Genomic DNA, 20,511 nt, shown 5'->3' with positions numbered 1-20,511 from the left:
ACCGGGGGCTTGGTCATTCGGCATACCCGCCTGGTCGTGTAGCCGTCGCGGGTATCAGTTCAGCCCTAATTGATGGCCGCGTAACCCGCCCAAGACGCCAAGTTTCATTTACCATGCTGTCGGCCCAGGCCGGGCGCGAACAGGCCGAAAGCCCCAATGTGCACAGGTATTCCCGTTTGGCAGCAAAACCACTAACAGCTCGCGAGGCCTATCAAATCCTGCGAGACGTTGCCCTAGGGGTTCGCACGATGCGCCGCATTGGCCAGCAGTCGTGGGCTGAAATCTACTGTGGCTTGATGACTGTCGAGGCCGATGGCTGGGTGCTCACGTTCTACAACGATTGCGACGCCCTCGATTACTGCGACAGCTGCTACAGCCCTGATGGCCGCGCGTACGTTTTCAATTCGTCGCAGTCGTACAGCACTGACCCTGTAGAGTTATTGAGCACTTGGGAGCATGCGCAGCTTGAAAAACTGTTGAGTGCCTCGTAGCCGGCCATGAGAGAGCGACAGGGTTTTGACTTAGACGGTCGGCTAAGGCAGCTAAGATCATCAGCTCCTCATCGCAGTGATTGCCTATGGACGATTTCGCCAGCCGTTTTTCTGAGCAGGGTTATGAACCCCACGCCGACGACCGCTCTCACCTTCTGAAGGCATTGAATGAACAGCTCTGCAGCCCAGGCGACGCTCCTCGTCTTCGGCGCCTTTATGACTCATTGATCGATGCTGCAGTGGATGGCGGCGATGAAGGCGTCTGCGGCATGCGACAGAGCTAGCGGAGGTTGTGGCTTCGCGCGTCGAACCGGAGAACGGATGCCTCGTTTACTACTCATGTTCCAATGCATGGGCCGCGCTCAGGAAGCTGGTGGTGCAGTCATGGAAGGACGATACCCTTGACCACCCTGCTCTGCTCAAACAGCTTTATTTCCTGCGCGCCTCATTACATCACTCAGGCTTTAAAGAGCTGGCACCAATGCTTCGCTCCCGAATCTACTGCAACCTAGGCAATACGCTCAAGGCGTGTGGGCGATGGATCGAGGCGCTTGGGGAATGGCGCAACGCCTTGGAGGACAATCAGATCCTGGGTATGGCGCTGGGCAACCTTGGCATTGGATTGGCTCAATACGGCCGTACGCTTTACGACCCAGGTCACACCTAGATGCTCATGGTAGTCGTAGCCGCAGACCATGGCAGCGATCCGGGGCTGAGCATCATCATCGACGGAATATCTTGATCTGCCACAGGAACCGGCGATCACGGTAAATCTGCATGAGCAGATCGGTCGCTGCTTTCTCGATATGGGCTTCATTCATGGCAAAACACCATATGTAGGCTCTCAAACACAACCTAGCCCAATATGTAGTGCTTTCAATATATGCTTAACCTAACATATAGGTTTTGCCGATGAACGGTTATCTCTCTACGCGCGCCAGGATGGCGGGACACTCAATCTGCTTACTAACGGCTACTCAGGGTCGTCATCGACCTCTGGTTGCGGCCGAATCCAGCCGTGGCTGATGAAAAAGCTGAAAACATTCGTAAATTGGGAGTAAGCGCTCTTCCGGACAGCTTCCTGGAAAAAACTGTCCTTAGCTTGATTACTTGGTAAGTCATGTGGTTCAGCGTCCCGAAGCAGCCCCAGCAGAAGGCCCTCAGTGGCGGCAGCATTCCAGCATTGGCTGTTGCTCATGAGCGTAGCCAGGAGAAGGTCAAGCTGTGGGCTGGTGAGCCTTCCGGAGAATGGTGCAAGCAGACTGCGGAAGCGGATCTCTGACCCCCTGAAACTTCCTGATTCGCCGTAGCTCGAGACAGCCCGATCCCACAGTTCTGGAATCGGCGATACGCTGATCACCTGCTCAAGATGAGCGTCACTCATGTCTTGGATAACGTTCAGCAAGCCTTCTCGCAAGGCAGGTACTGAAACGCCAGCGAGAGTCCGATAATCAGGCGCGTTCGTAGGATCAAAGTTCGCGGCAGTTTCAACGAGCGCGGTTTGGGTTGCAGGCTCCAGTTGTGACCAGAACGCAGGGAACACCGCCAGCAGGGAGATTGCACGAGGTCGTGATGCAGGCTCAGCGTTGTCAATGAGCCTCAGGATTGCTGTACAAATATCAGGCCAAGCGTCAGGAGCCCTATTGCGCAGAGCCATTAAGGTATGGGCAATTTTTTGCTGGTGCGTCTCCCACTCAGGGGGAGTCCCTTTCAATAATGATTTGCCCAAAACTGTGCCAAAATTTTGCAAATTCTGTGTCTTGATGCGCTTCAAATACCGCTGATCCACATATTCATGGATCTGGTCAGGGTATGTCGGAAACCCAGCTGACTGGACATCCAGGCTGTAAATGTCATAGATCGCTTTTCCTTGGCGCGGCTCACGCGACAGTACGCAATCGATGACATTGACAAGGTGAAGCCTCACCAGCTCTGGTGATGGTTCAAAAAGCTCAGCTTCGGCTGAGAAAGCAGGATGTGCGCACAGGTGTCTATCTAGTCGCAGACGGTGTAAATGACGCTTGGCAATAGGGTCAAGAACCTGCGTCGTGTCCGTCGCATGGTCAAGAATTTCACCTTCCAGCGTCAATAATTTAGGAATATTGTCAGCTGCAGTGGCAGCGTCCCATTGCTTGATGAATTGAGCAGCAGCTGCATCTCCTTGAGCGCTGATCTCACGATACTTGGCGATCAAATCGTAGGCTAATGCAACCCAAAGTGAAGTGAGTGATCCCCTTAGGGCTCCGGCTTTGTAGGCTTTGATAGCATCGAGAAAGTAACGCTTGGAAGCGGGATTTCGAATTTTTGTGACTAGGATGTCTAAATCTACGAAGCCAATATCCATATCTACCCATGCCGTGCCATATGGAAAAATAAACGCTAAGGCCACCAAGCATCCTCGCGTCGAAATGGGACTATCGGCTGTCGACGACACCCTCCCCTGCGAGGAAAACGAATTGGTATCTGCTTTGGGATTATCTCAGGCCGATAAAGCTGTAGCCATTGAACGATCGGATAATGGCCAGCTCCACTGCAGCATGCTCGCTCTGCAGATGCGGGAGTCATTATGCTGATGTGCGGCGCTGAAGCGCTAGCCGTTGCGCTGGAGGAAGCCCTGCTCATGAGTCATGAGTGAAATCCTGGAGCACTGACTCAGCAGGGGCGATCTGGCGGGCTACTGTTATCACGCCGCATGGTCAGTCAATACTGGCAAAAACGAATGAATGAGCCAGTATTGAACGACAGGCCTCAATCGTCGCGGGTACAAAGGCCTCTGCAAGGCGATTAGCGGGGGGCTAGCGACTCTTGGGATTACAGGAGCACCATCCCTTGGACAGAGAAGCATACCGGAGAAATCTCCTGTGGAGGCTTGCCGATGCAGCGTCAAAGTGCGCGCGCAATCGTGTTGAGGGATTTGAGCTGCTCAGGCAGGCCAGCGCCCACCTCCACCGATTGCACCCAGACCATATTGTGATGACGGCACAAGAGCTGGAAGTCAATTTCCGTCGCCCTCTAGAGGCATGGCTGCCGGATGAGATCCGCGGGAAGCTCACTGGCGTGCTTCTAGCACCCTCTAATACCCCCACCCGAACCTGCACAGAGCTGTTGTTGGAGTTTAATACCCGGGAGCAGTACGAGCAGACCCAGCATCTGATTCGTCGCGTGAGGGACATTTGCAAGGCAATCCCTGAGGGTGATGAGCTGTACCGAAGCTTCCGGGAGTTCCTGGTATTGAATGGCAAGACAACCCGCCACCCGCTTCGCGTGTTGTTTCAGCCTCTCGACCTTTCCGTGGAAGACCTCTACAGGCCACCGGAACGCCATGAGGTGCTTGCCGGCAAGATGTACCTGTGCCCTTCGTGCCACTGGCCAATGACGATCACTCAGTCCCACATAGCGTGCCCCTCGCAGTGGTGCGAGCACGCTGGAAGCATCTTCGACCTGCATCGCCGCCAGGTCATCAACCGGTTGGATGGCAATAGCCTGAAGGGCCAGGTGGTCAACGATGAGACCTTGGTACTGCAAGATGCCTACTGGAAGTTCACTTTGCTACCCGGATTGCTGGAGATTCAGCTCGCTAAAGGCCTGCGCGTGATGGGCTTTCTTCCAACGCTGTGGCCGGATGTCGATGAGGCGGACGTGCGCATCGACGTAGGTGGTATGCCCCTGGATTTGGACGCCAAGGTGTGGCGCTACCCCGAAGCCCTTGAAGCACACCTGCAGCCTGCCAGCCGTGGGCCAAATCGCTGGATTGTGATTCCCGACTACCAGGTTCGATCTCTGCCTGCACTGAGAGAGCGTTTGGGGCCATACATTCATACCTACAGCAGTTGCCTCAATGAACTCAAGCGCCGAGCGTGATCGTGTCGAGGCCGGCTGCATTCTCTTTTTGGCCATCGCTTGCCGAGATGTGGGCAATACTCCCACCATTGGAGATGCTGCGGCGCTGGCTTCTGGCCAATTGGCTCATTGGGGAGGACTTCATGCTCTAACGAGGGAGGAGCAGGCGTCCTTGGCCGTTGCGCTGCGCTTTATACATCCGGAAATTACGGAGCCACGGGTCTTTCTGTACACCGCCCAGAGTGTGATGCTGCAGCCTCACAGCTACTTCATTCTTGTCGACGATCCAGACTTGGTCAGGCTCACATTTGACCATCGCTACCGGCTGGCTCAAGTCTTGGACGCGGGGGATCTGATCCAGGATTACCTACAAATTGTTCGCCGGCACCAGCCCCCTACTCGCAAGCAAATTCCTGTCGACAGGGGTTTTGACGTGCGAGCTAAATTTGGCGAGCGCTACCAATACTATTCGTTTGATGAAAGTGATCTTCCAGCGTTACCCCCGCCTGATCAAACACTGCCGATTCCCGTCCGGCCGGAAGCTCATGAGGCTCACTGGAGTTACGCGGCGCTCAAGGCTATCGCTGAGCAACTGGACGCTTCGCCTCTCTTACATGGGAGCCATCTGAAAAGCTTGCAGAACATCTTGCGGCGCGAGCGCAGCGTGGAGGCAGCAGCGGGAATTTTTTATCGGGTTAATGCACCTACCGGCTCGGGCAAAACCGTGTTGGTGGTCATGATGGCCATCGATGCTGCTTGCCGAGGTGAATCCGTCGTGCTCGTGGTGCCCGGGCTGCTGGAAGTGGAGGGATTGACCGCCGAGTTGAGAGACTCGCTCAGTATCATCGCCCCACACCTGACAGTGGCTCCTCTGCACGGCGAACGTCGCCTGGCTGAGATTGCCGCGCGGCAATTCGATGCAGGTGGCCAATCTCCACCGTATGAGCATATTTGCCTGCTACAGGGGCATGCCAGTGATGGAGTACCGATCCCCTCCTCTAGGGAGCCGTGTTTTGGACTTCGATTAGTGGAATCGATAGGCCAGGGCAATAAGCGCATTTCAAAAATCGCGCACTGCCCATTCCTCTTCAAATGTGGGAAGACCTCGATGCTTGCCGGCGCGCTGAAAGCTGACATCGTGGTGGTGAATCACGACGCCCTGCTCGCGGCCTCGACCAGTATCCCGCTTGAGGACAGCGACCGTTTTGGTTCAAGGCGCAGCTACTTGGAGCTTTTGCTTCGCACTAAATCGATTTTCCTAGTGGATGAGATTGATGGGCTGCTCAGCCGTACGATCAAGAATTGCACCACAACCCTGGAACTGGGAGGAAAACGACACGACACGGCGCTTGCTCGCCTGCGGACGGAGGTCGACAGCCGTCCCGGAATCCAGGGCATGAAGCAGAGCAAGTTCAACGTCTTGAAGTGGGCGCTGACTTTCACTGCGCAAACACCGGATGAAATACTCGACCTGTGCGATGAAAAGCATTTTCGATGGCCTAGCCATGGCATGCGATGGCCTCAGTCCGAGGACAAGATGTTGCAGCATACGCTCCAGGTCGACCATGACATGCTTGAAGCCTTGTACCACCTGAATGATCGGTCAGTGCCGAAAGAGCTGCATGACCTGCACGACAATTTGACCTATTGGGGCATCAAGGAAGCCCGAGCGCCAGCAGATATAATCCGCCAACTGACCAATATCCTCAAACGGCTTTCTGATGCAGGACACATTCGGAAAGCGGGAACCAAATCAGGAGATATGAAGGCGGCGCTGATCCTGCGCGGAGCTTTGGGCCTTATCCAGGAGCAGATAGCCATACTCCACCGCTACATGCGGGATTTGATTTGGGCTGACATCCCTGACGCCCGTGAGGTGGAGAATGCTTTGGAGGGAACTCCCACAGTAACACTTGTTCGTAACGGGCCACTCCAGCATCCCATCTGCGGATTCAAATACCAGGTTGGGGATCATGGCCCTGCGACCCTGCATGTGGAAACGCTGAAGGGCGACCCGCACGCCACTTTGCAGTTTCTACCCAACCTCACCTCCCTGGCTTTTTCAAACGCACAGCGCGTTTTCATTGGGCTTTCGGCCACCGCGCACTTTCCAGGTGCGAGCCGTTATGACCTGCCTGCGAACGACCTCATTGATGTTCCGGATGCCTCGGGACAGATTTCTTTCTGCAACCTGGCAACGACAGCTCAGATTTCTGGAAGCCTACCCAGGGCACGAAAGCGCAAGGTGAGAGAACTGGCCGAAGAACTTGCCTTGTGTTTGCCGCCAATGCTGCAGGCCCAATTGAAGGCGGATCCTACCCGGGGCCGTTTCGTCCTGATAACCAACAGCGATTCAGATGCCGAGGTGCTTGCGATAGCGCTGCGTCATGCATTTAGCAAACTAGCGCCATCAGAGGATTTGGGGTGTCTGGGTGAACAGGTGCTATGGGTTCGAGGCAAAAGTGCTGCCGCCCGCCCAACGGAAATGCCGGCAGATTGCGCCATGTTCCATCATGACCTGCCTGGGCTGTTGACCGGAGAGCATCAGGCGAAGCGCTTCCTAGTGAGTTCGCTGTCAACGATAGCGCGTGGCCATAACATTGTCCACCCCAACGGTCGCTCCGCTATCGGCGCCATCATTGTGTGTGTTCGACCGCTTCCGCCCTCCGACAATCCAGCTGACACCTTGGGGCATGTTACGTATGACAACAGTAAAAGCCTCGGCGTCTACAGAACACCCGGCGAGGCGATGGCTGCGTCCAGGTCACTGGCTTACCGTAATCTCAATGCGATTCGGTACGCCTTGCCCAATTTTTCCAGCCAGCCGGAGAACATCCGCCACTTCACGATCATGAACATCTTGGTCGACCTGGCGCAGCTGGCAGGTAGGGGGCGCCGTGGTGAAACGCCCATCACTTGCTATTTTGGTGATGCAGCGTTTGTCGATGGCAAAACGTCCTGGGCTGATTTGCTGAGGGCTAGCATCCAGCATATGAAGAAAGATGGGGAATGGGATGACTTCTGCCGGGAGCATGCCGGCATGGCCGGTGCAATGGAGCAATACATTCGATAAGGGGAGCATGCGTCAATGAGCACAAAGCACCTTCGCACTAATCTGTTCCGGTTCGACCCTGCTCAGTTGGGGCATGTCTACCAGTCCGTGGTTGATCCAGAGTTCTATGACGCCTGGCGAGCGATCGAAGCGGTAGCCCCATTTAAGGAGAGGAATCTTCCGACTCGAGGCTTGCAAGAACTGCTTGCCGTGATTTCCAGGGGGCCGGTGAAGGCCAACGCCAGGCCGTCGCCCCGGGCTGATGCTGCAGCGTTGCTCATGCTCAATGAGATCCCCCTCTCCATACTCAACGAAGCACTGGAGATTTGGGGGGAGGAAGTGCTGAAGTCCTACAGCCATAGCCTTCCTGGTATCGCCAAACGCCTAGTGGTCAAAGAGCTGATTCCGCTGGAGGCCGAGACGTTATTCACGCCAAGTGCTACCAAGGGCGGTGCCTACGCTGTCGTACCATGGCTCGTGGGGCAGCGCATGGCTGCCAAGCTCATGAAGACCCAGCCAGGCGCACCGGTGAAACTGTTTGAGACAGCGGACTATCGACACAACAGAGACGGGATGACGCTTCTGACATGGGATACTCCCATATTGGCGGCCGAGCAGGGAGAGATCGCCCACCATGTGCTCGACCTGAAGCTGTCCCTGCTCCCCGGACATCAAAAGCCCTACCTCGACCTGAGGGTGCATATCAACCGAGTGATGCCTAATTGGGTGGGGAAGAAGCTACATGCCTGGGTGAATTCGAATAACGGGATCGTCTGCTGTAGAGTCAAAACGCCCCCAGCCGTTGATGGAAAGTGGGTGACCCATTACGTGCACCCCACCAGCCGCATCCTAGGTTACCTTGGGTATGATCCGCTGCCCGCCATCGTTGAGGGAGACATTCCCCCAGATAGCTGCATCCGTCCCATTTTTGCGACTACTCCGTCTAACGCCGCGATTGGGGCTGGCGCCGGCCCACTGTTCTTTGATGAAGCCAGTTTTCATCTCACCGAATGCGTACCTGGTACCGAGCCGATGCTGGCGCAAAGGGTGATTTCCGGTTTCCGGCAAAAACGGTCAGTCGGTGAATCGACTTTGCCAGCCCTACCGGTCATGGTGCTTGCCGCTTCTGCTGACCTTGTCATGCGTCTTCATGTGGCCACTCAGGATCTTGCGACTCAGGCCAAGCTGTTCAAGCGGCTTGAAGCCCCATCTTTTGAACTCAAACGCCTCTCGGTGCCGGAGACCGCAACGTACCTACTCCAGCCTTGTCAGAGCGATGCCAATATGGAAGCGTGGTTCAAATCAGAGGTGCTTCCTGAAATACAGCGTACTTCGGCGCAAGTGGTCATCGTCGAAACCACGCCAGAACTGGCGAGGAACAAGTTGAGCGATTCCAAGCACAAATTGCGTGATCTGTTCGCTCGCCACGGCGTTCGAACCCAGTTCATCTTCCATCCTCCCGTCAGACGAGTGCGTCGGGGGAAGCTCGATGCAGATCATCCGGCGCTGAACGCATTGATCGAGTGCATTCGGCTGCATGGGCTTATTCCAATGCCGCTTCCGGAAGCACCGCGGTTGGCCCCGAATACCATGATCCTGTCTGTGTATCTGGAACGCATATCAGAGGAAGGCGGGTATGTTCATCTGCCGGTCATCACACGCATTGAAACCCGCAGTCAGAGAGCGGAGGTTTTCTGGGGAAGCAATGGGGATGGCTCGGTTGGCCGTTGGTATCCGTATGGCGATGCCGCTGCCCTCATCCATAGCACCAGGAAGCTTTTCAGCGAGCAGGAGGTCATGCGCCTGGTCGATCAAGCTTTCCTTGCGCCAAGACGTGCTCTGGAGCAACCGTTGATTGTATGCCTCGACAAGGGGCTAGCTCGAATCTACAAAGCGCTGCAGGACGCTCCTGCCGGGGATCTTCCTCCGATACCAACTGATGCGGCCGTCGTCAGGGTACGTTGCGATGAGAACAGCGCGCTGGTGACCGGCAACCATTCGAAATCGCCAGCTACTCCGGCGCATATCGGCAATCACATCGGGCTCTACAGCGCAGAGGACGACCACCGCGTTCACTACTTTGTTTCGCCATCCAGGCATTACAACAAAGAACCCTCTCATCGCAATGCCAATCGATACAGTGCAGATGAAGGGCTGGATAAGCCGTGGCATCATCTAGGCGTGACTGAACTGGTTGTCCTCCAGCCCGGCGCTTTCCAGAGTGAAGCCGTTGTGGCGGAAGGCATCGGTCTTCTATGCCGTCATGCGCCGCTTTGGGACTGGTACATCCGGTTGCCGGGCCCTATGCACCTCGGGAAGAAGATCGCGGTTGACCACCCCTACGTTGAAGCACAGAGAAACTCATTTGCCTAAGATGCCCGTAGAGTTGGTGTCGTAAGAAGACCAGCGTCGTAGTTTCCTAAGCCGCGATAGCAGAATGCTCTGCCTGAGTCTCGTAGACCAACTCTACTGGCGACCCAGACCAGAATTTTTCGAGCAATCCCTTCGTCTGTTCAGCTTGGCCGCCCTCGAAAAATCCGCAAGAATGTCACTTGGCTATTACCAACTGTACGGAACACTCATATGCCACGGAAGCTCAAAGGGGGCGGCGGCGGGTCGATCGCTCTGTACGCCTTGTTGTTCGTCGTTGCCCTCTTGGCACAGATTCCAAAACAGGTATGGATCGCCCTTGGGGTGATCCTGGGCATAGGCGTGTTGGTATGGGTGGTCAGGCGCACCACCCAGGCAAAGCCCTACGTTCCTGAAGACGATATTGCCGCGGAGAACGCTGCGTCTTCTCGACAAGCAACCTCCCCCACAGTAACCGTCCAGTTCAGCACGAATACCCGCGAGCGAGATTTCCATACCGTCCAAATCGGCTCGTCCAGCGATAGTCAGAGCTACGCCATCCCAAAGCCAAGTGCTAAGCCCACGGGGGTTCGTTGGCTTGCTGAAGGTGAGTCCATCAACGTGGCTGGGCTGGCCATCCCAGGCGGAATGCTCTACATCACCGAACGAGCGACACAATTCGGCCAAACTGAACCGTCCTTGATCGATGCTACGCTTCGAGTCGCACGCTCACCTATGAACCTCACCGAGCGGCAGATGCCCTATTGGCCAAGCTACCGAAGCATCACGCCTGAGGCGCGGCGAGCGTATCTGCAATGGTTGGCAGGCGGTCGCCGCCAGCCTGCCGATGCAGGTTATGTGTTCCTGTTTTTCTACGGGCTTGAACGCCGCGCGCTGGTCGATGCACCGACTGACCCTCAGGCCAAGGCAGAGATCCCAGCCATCAAGGCTGAGGTCGAGCGCTTGCTTGGTCTTTACGGCGACAACAATTCTTTCCGCAGCTACGCTACTCGCTTCCTCGCCCATATCGACACAGGTTCTGTTCAACCTCAAAGCTACATGAGTGAGCCCGCCGCCACTTCCACAGACGGTTATGAGCTGCCGATGTCACTGCGCGTTGCGCTGGGTCAGATGGCTGTGGACAAGTATCCGCTCAACCCGAGCTGGGCATTGGCCTGGGCGCTTGCAGAACCCAACATTTCCAGGCGTACACCCGTGACCCGGTGTCCGGAGCAATTCGCAGAGCTCTTCAAAAACGAATTCGCAAAACATCCTCAACACTGGCACGCGGCTGCGGCATGACCCAGGAGCACGATTCGCTCAGTTCGTACACGGCAATGCCAAACGGCGCGAGCGTCACCGGCGTGACCGGCCCGCCCACGTGCATGCCGTAGTTCCAGCCGGCGAAGAACAGCTGCGTGTCGGCCGCCAGCAAGGTCTCAATCGAAGGGTAGCGGCTGGCCAACTGCGGCACGCCGTCGAGCGCCTGGTCGATCCACGGATCGCGGTGCTTGTTGCAGGTAAAACCGGTATAGCCGACGATTCGCTCGCGCAAGCCCAGGTGCAGCAGCATGGCGGTCATGTTCACATCGTGCACCACCACCCGTTGCGGGGCTTGCGCGAAGGTCACATCGCGCGCGCAACTGCGCACGCTCAAGGGATAGTCACTGGCCGTGGCCGGCAATGCAATCACGGCTGCCAGCAGCCCGATCAGGTAGCGCAGGTTCATGGTTGGGTGATCCAGGTAATTCGCGGGTAGGCATGCAGCGGGTGCGGGTCGACCAGGGCATCGACGCCGAACACCTGCTTGAGCAGGGCTCGGGTCAGCACCTGATTGGGCGTGCCGCTGGCGACGATGCGGCCTTCGTCGATGACATACAGCCGATCGCAGAAAGCTGCGGCCAGGTTCAGGTCATGAAAGCTGGCGATGATGCTCAATTCCAGCCCGCGCAGGTGCTGCAACAGCTCCAGCTGATAGCGCGGGTCGAGGTGGTTGGTCGGCTCATCGAGGATCAGCAGCCCGGGTGCCTGCACCAGGGCCCGCGCCAGCAACACCCGCTGCTTCTCGCCACCGGACAGCGTGGCGAAAGGCTGATCGGCGTGGGCACCAAGCCCGACCCGGGCGAGCGCCTGGTTGACCCGCTGCACGTCCGCGGCGCTGTCGCCGTCGAACAGGCCTTTGTGTGGCGCTAGGCCCAGGCTGGCGACATCGCCGACGCTCAAGCCGAATGCCTCGGGAAACTCTTGCAGCACGACGGCGATGCGTTGCGCGCACCAGCGCGCCGGGCGTTGCCAGATGTCATCCTGGCCAACCCGCACACGTCCGGCGCTGGGCTCGCTGGCCCGATAGGCACAGCGCAGCAGACTGCTTTTGCCGCTGCCATTGGGGCCGATTAGGCCGACGAACTCACCGGCGCCAACCCGCAGGTCCACGCCTTGCAGCAGCGTCCTTGGCTGGCGCCCCGGCGCCTTCAACGTCCAGTCCAGGGCTTCGATATTCAGCGTTGTCATGCCGTGCCACCTCAGCAAGGCACCGGTCGACTGGCCGGTGCAACAGTGTCAGAAGCTGTAGTCCGCCGTGACGAAGAACGAACGTGGCTCGCCCAGGTACCACTGCCGGCCATTGTTGTCGGTGCTGGTGGCGTACTGGCGATCGAACAGGTTGTTCAACTGCAGGCCCAAGGTCAGGTCCGCTTGCACGTGCCAGTCGAAGTTGGCATCGACCACGGTGTAGCCTGGCACCTTGACGGTGTTGGCGTTGTCCGCATAGCGGCTGTCGACGTAACGGGCCCCGGCGCCTGCGCTGAGGCGCTCGCCGAAGTCCTTGCTGAGCCACAGGTTGGCCATGCGCCGTGGCACGTTGATCGGCCGGTTGCCCGAATAGTCGTTGCCAGCACTGGCGAACTCGTCGTACCTGGCCCGTACCCAGGCCGCGTTCGCCGACAGTTGCAGGTCGTACGGCAGGCGCAGTTCCAGGGTCGCCTCGAGGCCATCCGATGACTGCTGGCCTACCTGCTGTTGCAAAGTAGGGTTCAGTGGGTCGGTGCTCAGCAACTTCTTCTTGACGATGTGGTAGGCCGCCAGCGTCCACTCCCCTCGCCCTTCGGGCAGCATCTGCTTGAGGCCGACCTCGGTCTGCTTGGCCGTGCTCAGGTCCCATTGCTGCTGGGCGGCGTTGAGGGTCAGCAGGTTGCTCACGCCCTCGGTGCTAGTGGCGTACTGGCCGTAGACCGACAGGTCCTCGGTCAGGGCGAACACAAGCCCCGCCCGCCAGTTGTCTCCCGACAGGCTGCGATCACTGCGGGTGTCGGCGAGCAAGTCCTTGCGGTTCAGGTGCACCTGGTCGCGGCGCACGCCTGTGATCAGCGACAGGCGTTCGGTCAACTGTGTGCGGTTTTCGGCAAACAGCGAGAACTGCCTGGCCTGGTTGGCTTCGCGGCTGCGGAACGGGTCGTTGCTGATGTACTCGCCACCCCCGGAACCGGACAGCGGCACGGTGTCGCTCAGGGTGTTGCCGAAGTCGTGCTTACGCACGAAACGGATGGAGTTGTAATCGGCGCCGACCACCGTCTGGCTGTCCAGGCCAAACAGCGAGTGCTGCAGGGTGAAGGTCTGGCGGTCGCCGATCTGCTCCTCGGTCTGCTTGATGCTGATGAAGTTGCTGCGCAGGATCTGTTCACCCGGTTGCCAGGTGTAGCTTTCGGCATTGCGCCAGCGGCGCTGGACCTTGAGGAAGTACAGCTGGTTGCTGGCGCTGAGGTTGTCGTTGATCTGCCAATCGGTGACCAACCGCGTGGACTGGTCGTTGTAGTGCACTTCGGCATTGTCGACGTTGTAGTTGTGGTCGCGCAGCGACTCACGGAAATGCCCGTTCACTAGCGGCGTGCCGAAATACTGCTGAGGGTCCTGGTCGGCGTAGTCATGGCTGAGGGTGACGCTCAGGTCGTCGTTCGGTTGCCAACGCAGCGAGCCACTTAGGGCGAGGCTCTGCGAATCGCCACGGTCGACCCAGCCGTTGCTGGCCAGTTTGTTCAGATTCAGCCGGTAGCTGAGGGTATCGCTCAGCGAACCACCGCTGTCCAGGGCCATCTGGCGACGATCATCAGAGCCGTAACCCAGGCGAAGATGGTTACGGATCTCACCCTCGAACGGCTTTTTTGGCACCACGTTTACCACCGCGCCGGTGGCGCCTTCGCCGTACAGCACCGACGCCGGGCCACGCAGGATGTCGATACGCTCGACCGACCAGGTGTCTACCGGGAAGGTGACCGTGCCCGCACCGACATACAGGCGGGTGCCGTCATACAACTGCATGGTCGAACTGTGCCCGGTAAAGCCCCGCGCCGACAGGGCCGTGCCTCCGTTGCCGGGTGCGCCGATGAAGGTGATACCGGGGGAGCGGGTCACCGCGTCCTGGACGCTGGCATTGTTGCGCTCGAGGATTTGCGCCGAGCTGATGCTGGTGACACTGGCAGGCGTCTCCAAAGCAGTGAGATTCAGGCGCGAGCCGCTGGTGGTCGGCGTATGCAGGTCTGGCTGAGGGTTCACCACTGCGACACCGGTCACATCGGTGGCCGGCAAGGCCAGGGCTTGATCCGTTTCGGCGGCCTGGGCCGAAACGCACAGCAACAGGCAGGGCGCCAGGCTGGCACGCAGTACAGAAGCGGGCAAAGGACTGAACAGCGAAAGTCGGGACATGTCGTTCCACTTGAAGCAGGAATGGAAGAAGCCCGGAGGGATAAACGCACAGGGAAACGCAGGCGTGCGCCTACGCAAACCGGCCTGCGCCCGCCCACCGCGGGTTGCCTATACATGCTTCAGGCCGGTCTCCGGGCTCGCGAGGGTCATGAAGCATTCACCTTCCCATGCCAGGGCACAGTGGTCTTTCGAATGCTTCGCTCGCATACCGTTGCGGGGGCAGCGCCGGACTGATCATCACGCGATGACGAACCGGCTTCCCGTTTCACCCCAGGCTCGACGGCAAGGGGCACCTGAAACAGGCGCGCAGGGGAACATCAAAGTGCCGCTACGTCAAGCGCAGGCGGCAACCCAAGGGACGGGCTCACTCATCTTCCCCATGCCGTGGCGCGGGAAGGACATGCACATGCCCATGCTCGACTCCACGCTCCACCGTCAATTGTCGGGACAGGCGGTCAAGTGCCCCGCTCGGCCCTTGCAGCACCGAAACTTCCAGGCAACGGCCGGCATCCAGGTGCACGTGCAATGTCGAGCGCGTCAGTTCATGGTGGGCATGCAGGGTCTGGTTGAGGCGCTTAGGCAATTCGCGGCTGGCGTGGTCGTACAGATAGCTGACCACCGCCACGCACGGGGCCTCGTCGGGCAACGCCTCGGCTTCACGCAGGCCGCTGCGCAGCAGATCGCGAATGGCCTCCGAGCGCCCTTGATAGCCCTGCGCCTCCACCCGCCGGTCGATGAGATCCAGCAGCTCTTCGTCCAGCGTGATGGTGATCCGTTGCATTTTGTAACTTCCAGTAAGATGATTTTAGATAGACATCATACCCACCCTTCTTTAGCCTACGGCCTCCGTTGAAGTGGGGGACGCAGTGTGAAGCAGCAGCCTGGCAAACGAAAGCCCGCCCTGTGGGGCATCTTCTGGGTCGCGGCGAGCACCTTCGCTCAAGCCGCCGACATCCAGGCGCCAAACCCGACACTGGTGTACTCCTGGCCCGTCAACGCGGGCCCCCTCGACCCGCGCGGCTACTCGCCGAATCAGATGTACGCCCAGGCGATGGTGTATGAACCGCTGGTGCGCTACACCCACGCCGGTACTGTCGAGCCGTGGCTGGCCACCGGTTGGAAGGTGTCCGAGGACGGCAAGACCTACACCTTCACCCTGCGCGACGGGGTGCGCTTCAGCGATGGCACTGTGTTCGATGCTGCGGCCGCCAAGGCAAACCTAGATGCGGTCCTGGCCAACCGCCAACGCCACCGCTGGATGGAATTGGTCAGCACCCTCGACCACGTAGAGGCCCCTGATCGGCTGACCTTGCGCCTGGTGCTCAAGCACCCTTACTACCCCACCCTGATGGAGCTGGCCCAGGTTCGCCCGCTGCGCTCCGGCGCGCCCGCTGCCAAGCCTGGGCAGCCCGTCGGTACCGGGCCCTGGGTACGTGCCGAGTCTCGTCTGGGCGAGTTCGACCGCTTCGTGCGCAATCCGCTGTACTGGGGGCCGAAGCCGGTCTACGGCGAGGTCATGGTAAAGGTCATCCCCGACCCCAACAGCCGTGCGTTGGCGCTACAGGCTGGTGAAGTGGAGTTGATCCAAGGTGCGGCTGGCGAAATCACCGCTGGCACCTTTGTGCGCCTGCGCGAGCAGGGCTATGCCACGGCATTGTCGGCACCCTTGGCCACGCGCACGCTGGCCATGAATACCGGCCTTGGAGCCACCCGCGACCTGGCGGTGCGCCGGGCGATCAACGAGGCCGTGGACAAGCACGCAATCATCGACAAGATCCTCTACGGCCTGGAACCCAAGGCTGACACGCTGTTCGCCAGCAACATGCCGTACTCGGACATCGGCCTGAAACCTTATCCGTACGACCCCGTTCAAGCGACACAGGTACTGGAATCAGCAGGCTGGACACTCGCCCCCGGCGCGTCCGTGCGCAGCAAGGGCGGCAAGCCGCTTGCGATCGAACTGGTGTTTCTCGGCACCAGCGCCCTGCAGAAAAGCCTGGCCGAAGTGCTGCAAGGCGAGCTGGCCAAGGTCGGTATCCACATCGAACTGCGCGCCGTGGATGAAGGCGGCTTGGTCCGCCGCCAGCGCGACGGTGATTTCGGCATGATCTTCGCCGATACCTGGGGCGCTCCTTACGATCCGCATTCGTTCGTCAGCTCGATGCGCTATGCCGGGCACGCCGACTACATGGCCCAGCGCGGCCTGGCGATCAAGGACGAGCTCGACCAACGCATCGGCCAGGTACTGGCCAGCACCGACGAGCGAGAACGCGCCGAGCAGTACCGTTTCATCCTCACCACCCTTCACGAACAGGCGGTGTACCTGCCGATCTCGCACCTCACCGCCATCAGCGTGCGGCGTGACTCGGTGGCGCACGTGCAGTTCGGCAGCACCCTGTTCGACGTGCCGTTCGAGGCCATGACACCCAGGCAGGAGCCCTGACATGCTGCGCTACATCTTGATGCGCCTGGTGTTGCTGGTACCGGTGATGTTCGGCGTGTCGCTGCTGGTGTTCGTGCTGTTGCACCTGGGCAGCACGGACCCGGCGCTGGATTACCTGCGCCTGTCGCACATCCCGCCGACCGATGCGGCCATCGCCGAAGTGCGCCACACCCTGGGGCTGGACCGGCCCCTGTACGCGCAATACCTGAGCTGGCTGTGGAACGCGCTGCACCTGGACTTCGGGATCTCCTACCTCACCGGGCGGCCGGTGCTCGATGACCTGCTGTACTACCTGCCCGCCACCTTGCAACTCGGCGGCCTGGCCCTGGCTTGCACACTGCTGCTGGCGATTCCGCTGGGGCTGCTAGGGGCACGCTGGCAGGGCCGCTGGCCCGACCATGCGGTGCGCGCGGTGACCTTCCTTGGCGTGTCGATGCCCAACTTCTGGCTGGCATTCTTGCTGATCGCGCTGTTCTCGCTGTGGCTGGGTTGGCTGCCGCCACTTGGGCGCGGCACGGCCGGGCACTTGATCATGCCGGTGCTGGCCATTGCACTGATGTCGATGTCGATCAACGCCCGCCTGCTGCGCGCCAGCCTGCTCGAAGCCAGCGGCCAGCGGCATGTCACCTATGCCCGCGCCCGCGGCCTGCCCGAGCGTATGGTGTGGCGCGACCATGTGCTGCGCAACGCCTGGCTGCCCTTCGTCACCGCCACCGGCATGCACGTCGGCGAGTTGATTGGGGGCGCGCTGGTGATCGAGACCATCTTCGCCTGGCCCGGCGTGGGCCGCTTCGCCGTCTCGGCGGTGCTAAACCGCGATTTCCCGGTGATGCAGTGCTTCACCCTGCTGCTGACCGGCTTGCTGATGGCCTGCAACCTCGTGGTGGACGTGTGCTACGCCTGGCTCGACCCGCGCAGCCGGCTGGAGGGCGCAAGCGCATGAGCACGCTCTCGGTAATTCGTCGACCGGCATTGGCCGGTCATGCTGGCCTGGTTCTGGGTTCGGTGCTGGTCGGCCTGCTGGTGGTACTGGCCGTGCTCGGCCAGTGGCTGGCGCCACACGATCCCGACCTGGTCGAACTCAGCCAGCGCCTGATGCCACCGGACGCCAGCCATTGGCTGGGCACCGACCACCTGGGCCGCGACCTGCTCTCGCGCCTGATCGTCGGCACCCGCCTGTCGCTGGGCAGCGTGATGCTGACCCTGGCACTGGTCCTGGCCCTCGGGCTGGCCGTGGGCGGCGTAGCGGGTTTCGTCGGCGGGCGGATAGACCTGTGGCTGATGCGCCTGTGCGACATGTTCATGACCTTCCCGACCCTGGTGCTGGCGTTCTTCTTCGTCACCTTGCTCGGCACCGGCCTGACCAATGTGGTCGTCGCCATCGCCCTGTCACATTGGGCCTGGTACGCACGCATGGTGCGCGGCCTGGTGATCGCCCAGCGCGGGCGCGAATACGTGCTCGCCGCACGGCTGGCCGGCGCTTCGCGCTGGACCCGCCTGCGCCAGCATGTGCTGCCCAATATCGCTGGCCCGCTGCTGGTGCTGGCGACCATGGACATCGGGCACATGATGCTGCACGTCTCGGGCCTGTCCTTCCTGGGCCTGGGGGTGTCGCCACCGACCGCCGAATGGGGCGTGATGATCAACGACGCCAAGGAGTTCATCTGGACCCACCCACAACTGCTGCTGTTGCCGGGGCTGATGATCTTCTTCTCGGTGATGGCCTTCAACCTGCTGGGCGATGCCCTGCGCGACCGCCTCGACCCATCCCGGGAGCACCACTAGATGACCCCATCGACCCTCGAAGTCCGTGACTTGCATATCGAGGCCCAGGCCGGCCTGCTGGTGCAAGGCGTGGACCTGCAACTGCGTCGCGGCGAAGTCTGCGCCCTGGTCGGGGCCAGTGGTTCGGGCAAGTCACTGAGTTGCCTGGGCATGCTCGACCTGTTGCCGGCCGGCGTTGTGCGCACGCAGGGCCAAATGCTGCTCGACGGCCAGCCGGTAAGCGCCGCCCAGGCACGAGGCCGCTTGGCCAGCCTGGTGCTGCAAAACCCGCGCAGTGCCTTCAACCCAGTACGCAACATGGCCAGCCATGGACTGGAGACGCTGCGCCTGCAAGGCACCACCGGCGCCGCCGCCCGCGAGCGCATGACCGACAGCCTAAGGGCCGTGGGGCTGACGGATCATGCTCGGGTCTTGCAATCGTTCGCCTTTCAGCTCAGCGGCGGCATGCTGCAACGCATGATGATCGCACTGGCGCTGATGGCCGAAACCCCGTTCCTGCTGGCCGACGAGCCCACCAGCGACCTTGACGCCGTAAGCCAGGCACGTTTTCTCGATATCCTGATGGCGCTGGTCGAACGGCATGGACTGGGGGTGCTGCTGGTCACCCACGACATGGGCGTGGTCGCCCGCTGCGCCGATCAGGTGGCCGTTATGGACGCTGGCCGCATCGTCGAACGCCAGCCCGTGCACGATCTGTTCGAGCGTCCGGCCAGCGGCACCGCTCGAACCCTTCTCGAAGCCCACCAGGCCCTCTGCGGGAGCCCTCTATGAGCCTGCTGCACGCCCACGATCTGAGTCATCGCTACCGCACCGGCGGGCTGCTGCACAAACGCGCCTGGCTCCAAGTACTCGACGGCATCGACCTGCAGCTGCATGCGGGCGAATCACTTGGTTTGCTGGGCAGTAGCGGCAGTGGCAAAAGTACCCTCGCCCGCCTGCTGCTCGGGCTGGAAACCCCTAGCCAAGGCCTGGTGACCTTCGCGGGACAGCCGGTCAATCAGCTGCGCGGCGAACAGGCACGGGCCTTCCAGCGCGCCGTGCAGTTGGTGTTCCAGGACGCGCCGGGCGCATTCAACCCGCAGCGCAGCATCGGCTGGAGCATCGCCGAGCCCCTGCGTCACCTGAGCACCTTAAATGAGACAGCCCGCCACGCACGGGTAGTGGAGCTGCTGGAGCAGATGGGGCTGGGCGCCGAGCATGCCGCGACCCTGCCGCAACAGCTCAGCGGTGGTCAGTTGCAACGTGCCAACATCGCCCGAGCACTGGCGATCTCGCCAAAGCTGGTGGTACTCGACGAAGCGCTTTCGAATCTGGATCGTGTGCTGCAACTGCAACTGTTACAACGGCTCCAAGCGCTGCGTCGCGACAAGGGGACCGCCTTCGTGCTGATCACCCACGACCTGAGCCTAGTGCACTACTTCTGCCAGCGGGTTGTGGTGCTGGACGCAGGAAGCATTGTCGAGGACTGCACCGTGCGCGGCGACTTGTCGTTCGAGCATCCGGCCGGGAGGCAATTGCAAGCCGCTGTGCTGCCTGAACGCCCGACAAAGACCTGCGCTCGGCTCAGTACATCTCTCGCATGAACAATTGGATAACCCAAGTGATGCTCCTGCAGTGAAGAGGCTTCTTCGCGAGGCACGCAAGGCCCAGGCGCGCCAAGGCGTATCCGTGCGGAAGAAAACCGCGGTGGTCTTGGAGCCGCTGCAGGCGATGCTCGCCACCTGGGAGGACTGCACATCCCTTAGAACACTCCCTCAAATCATGATGGTTAGTCCATCACCATGCATCTCGAAATTCTCAATGAACGGATCTGTTGAGCCACATTCCTTGTGGTACTCAACGACACGCGGAAT

General features: G+C 60.0%; 17 protein-coding genes, 1 pseudogene and 1 riboswitch. Of the genes and pseudogenes, 13 read left to right on the top strand and 5 right to left on the bottom strand.

The features are described 5' to 3' along the window. Positions 1–176: 176 nt before the first annotated feature. The 3 genes from EGJ22_RS06290 to EGJ22_RS26070 all read left to right on the top strand — a co-directional run bounded on the left by EGJ22_RS06290 (position 177) and on the right by EGJ22_RS26070 (position 1,158). Complete coding sequence (locus EGJ22_RS06290) at positions 177–491, top strand: hypothetical protein (protein ID WP_029886795.1); 315 nt, start codon at positions 177–179, stop codon at positions 489–491. A gap of 86 nt (positions 492–577) precedes the next feature. Further along, on the top strand, positions 578–775 hold the full coding sequence (locus tag EGJ22_RS06285) for a hypothetical protein (RefSeq protein ID WP_125920157.1): 198 nt from the start codon (positions 578–580) through the stop codon (positions 773–775). 92 nt (positions 776–867) lie between these two features. Further along, positions 868–1,158 (top strand): hypothetical protein, encoded by a 291-nt coding sequence (locus EGJ22_RS26070; protein WP_029886796.1) that lies wholly within the window; start codon positions 868–870, stop codon positions 1,156–1,158. 306 nt (positions 1,159–1,464) lie between these two features. Here the strand turns inward: EGJ22_RS26070 and EGJ22_RS06275 are convergent, their stop codons facing one another. Continuing rightward, the gene (locus EGJ22_RS06275) at positions 1,465–2,880 is read right to left on the bottom strand and encodes a hypothetical protein (RefSeq protein ID WP_102085141.1); all 1,416 of its coding nucleotides are present in this window, start codon (positions 2,878–2,880) and stop codon (positions 1,465–1,467) included. Positions 2,881–3,320: 440 nt separating this feature from the next. On the opposite strand from EGJ22_RS06275, the gene EGJ22_RS06270 reads away from it, so the two are divergent. From EGJ22_RS06270 to EGJ22_RS06255, 4 genes are all read left to right on the top strand, one after another. Continuing rightward, positions 3,321–4,352, top strand: a complete 1,032-nt coding sequence (locus tag EGJ22_RS06270) for a hypothetical protein (protein ID WP_029886798.1) — start codon at positions 3,321–3,323, stop codon at positions 4,350–4,352. Beyond that, entirely contained in the window at positions 4,330–7,404 is a 3,075-nt protein-coding gene (locus EGJ22_RS06265; RefSeq protein ID WP_125920156.1) for a hypothetical protein, read from the top strand. Before EGJ22_RS06270 ends, EGJ22_RS06265 begins: the two co-directional genes overlap by 23 nt. 15 nt (positions 7,405–7,419) lie before the next feature. After that, positions 7,420–9,756, top strand: coding sequence for an RNaseH domain-containing protein (locus tag EGJ22_RS25945; protein ID WP_029886800.1), 2,337 nt, complete (start codon positions 7,420–7,422; stop codon positions 9,754–9,756). 210 nt (positions 9,757–9,966) lie between these two features. Next, complete coding sequence (locus EGJ22_RS06255; protein ID WP_029886801.1) at positions 9,967–11,034, top strand: TerB N-terminal domain-containing protein; 1,068 nt, start codon at positions 9,967–9,969, stop codon at positions 11,032–11,034. Here the strand turns inward: EGJ22_RS06255 and EGJ22_RS06250 are convergent. From EGJ22_RS06250 to nikR, 4 genes are all read right to left on the bottom strand, one after another. After that, the gene (locus EGJ22_RS06250) at positions 10,982–11,461 is read right to left on the bottom strand and encodes a hypothetical protein (RefSeq protein ID WP_177432060.1); all 480 of its coding nucleotides are present in this window, start codon (positions 11,459–11,461) and stop codon (positions 10,982–10,984) included. The genes EGJ22_RS06255 and EGJ22_RS06250 overlap by 53 nt on opposite strands. Continuing rightward, positions 11,458–12,243, bottom strand: a complete 786-nt coding sequence (locus EGJ22_RS06245) for an ABC transporter ATP-binding protein (RefSeq protein ID WP_029886803.1) — start codon at positions 12,241–12,243, stop codon at positions 11,458–11,460. The genes EGJ22_RS06250 and EGJ22_RS06245 overlap by 4 nt, the downstream gene beginning before the upstream one ends. A gap of 48 nt (positions 12,244–12,291) precedes the next feature. After that, the gene (locus tag EGJ22_RS06240; protein ID WP_080709240.1) at positions 12,292–14,430 is read right to left on the bottom strand and encodes a TonB-dependent siderophore receptor; all 2,139 of its coding nucleotides are present in this window, start codon (positions 14,428–14,430) and stop codon (positions 12,292–12,294) included. Positions 14,431–14,534: 104 nt separating this feature from the next. Then, positions 14,535–14,742: riboswitch (cobalamin riboswitch) on the bottom strand. 52 nt (positions 14,743–14,794) lie between these two features. Continuing rightward, positions 14,795–15,211, bottom strand: a complete 417-nt coding sequence (gene nikR / locus EGJ22_RS06235; RefSeq protein ID WP_029886805.1) for a nickel-responsive transcriptional regulator NikR — start codon at positions 15,209–15,211, stop codon at positions 14,795–14,797. A gap of 87 nt (positions 15,212–15,298) precedes the next feature. On the opposite strand from nikR, the gene nikA reads away from it, so the two are divergent. From nikA to EGJ22_RS26385, 6 genes and pseudogenes are all read left to right on the top strand, one after another. After that, positions 15,299–16,873 (top strand): nickel ABC transporter substrate-binding protein, encoded by a 1,575-nt coding sequence (nikA, locus tag EGJ22_RS06230; RefSeq protein WP_029886806.1) that lies wholly within the window; start codon positions 15,299–15,301, stop codon positions 16,871–16,873. 1 nt (position 16,874) lies between these two features. Beyond that, positions 16,875–17,816: a nickel ABC transporter permease subunit NikB gene (gene nikB, locus EGJ22_RS06225; RefSeq protein WP_029886807.1), complete on the top strand. Its 942-nt coding sequence runs from the start codon at positions 16,875–16,877 to the stop codon at positions 17,814–17,816. Then, positions 17,813–18,658: a nickel ABC transporter permease subunit NikC gene (gene nikC / locus EGJ22_RS06220; protein ID WP_029886808.1), complete on the top strand. Its 846-nt coding sequence runs from the start codon at positions 17,813–17,815 to the stop codon at positions 18,656–18,658. Before nikB ends, nikC begins: the two co-directional genes overlap by 4 nt. Next, positions 18,659–19,429, top strand: coding sequence for a nickel import ATP-binding protein NikD (gene nikD, locus EGJ22_RS06215; RefSeq protein ID WP_029886809.1), 771 nt, complete (start codon positions 18,659–18,661; stop codon positions 19,427–19,429). Continuing rightward, positions 19,426–20,241 carry a nickel import ATP-binding protein NikE gene (gene nikE, locus EGJ22_RS06210; RefSeq protein WP_009686877.1) on the top strand — a complete coding sequence of 272 codons (816 nt, stop codon included), beginning with the start codon at positions 19,426–19,428 and terminating at the stop codon, positions 20,239–20,241. Before nikD ends, nikE begins: the two co-directional genes overlap by 4 nt. 13 nt (positions 20,242–20,254) lie before the next feature. After that, positions 20,255–20,389, top strand: a pseudogene (locus tag EGJ22_RS26385) (integrase); the annotation flags it as partial. Positions 20,390–20,511 lie beyond the last annotated feature (122 nt).

The organism is Pseudomonas sp. p99-361, assembly GCF_003935475.1.
Classification (GTDB): Bacteria; Pseudomonadota; Gammaproteobacteria; order Pseudomonadales; family Pseudomonadaceae; genus Aquipseudomonas; species Aquipseudomonas juntendi.
Note: the sequence above shows the minus strand (reverse complement) of the source record. Positions and strands in the feature narration are given on the sequence as shown.

What these genes read in the sequence shown, in the direction of transcription:
- nikE (WP_009686877.1), top strand. Translation starts at nt 19,426, where the DNA reads ATGAGCCTGCTGCACGCCCACGATCTGAGTCATCGCTACCGCACCGGC.
- EGJ22_RS06245 (WP_029886803.1), bottom strand. Translation starts at nt 12,243, where the DNA reads ATGACAACGCTGAATATCGAAGCCCTGGACTGGACGTTGAAGGCGCCG.
- nikB (WP_029886807.1), top strand. Translation starts at nt 16,875, where the DNA reads ATGCTGCGCTACATCTTGATGCGCCTGGTGTTGCTGGTACCGGTGATG.
- EGJ22_RS06265 (WP_125920156.1), top strand. Translation starts at nt 4,330, where the DNA reads ATGAACTCAAGCGCCGAGCGTGATCGTGTCGAGGCCGGCTGCATTCTC.
- EGJ22_RS25945 (WP_029886800.1), top strand. Translation starts at nt 7,420, where the DNA reads ATGAGCACAAAGCACCTTCGCACTAATCTGTTCCGGTTCGACCCTGCT.
- EGJ22_RS06285 (WP_125920157.1), top strand. Translation starts at nt 578, where the DNA reads ATGGACGATTTCGCCAGCCGTTTTTCTGAGCAGGGTTATGAACCCCAC.
- nikD (WP_029886809.1), top strand. Translation starts at nt 18,659, where the DNA reads ATGACCCCATCGACCCTCGAAGTCCGTGACTTGCATATCGAGGCCCAG.
- EGJ22_RS06255 (WP_029886801.1), top strand. Translation starts at nt 9,967, where the DNA reads ATGCCACGGAAGCTCAAAGGGGGCGGCGGCGGGTCGATCGCTCTGTAC.
- EGJ22_RS06240 (WP_080709240.1), bottom strand. Translation starts at nt 14,430, where the DNA reads ATGTCCCGACTTTCGCTGTTCAGTCCTTTGCCCGCTTCTGTACTGCGT.
- nikR (WP_029886805.1), bottom strand. Translation starts at nt 15,211, where the DNA reads ATGCAACGGATCACCATCACGCTGGACGAAGAGCTGCTGGATCTCATC.
- nikC (WP_029886808.1), top strand. Translation starts at nt 17,813, where the DNA reads ATGAGCACGCTCTCGGTAATTCGTCGACCGGCATTGGCCGGTCATGCT.
- EGJ22_RS06250 (WP_177432060.1), bottom strand. Translation starts at nt 11,461, where the DNA reads ATGAACCTGCGCTACCTGATCGGGCTGCTGGCAGCCGTGATTGCATTG.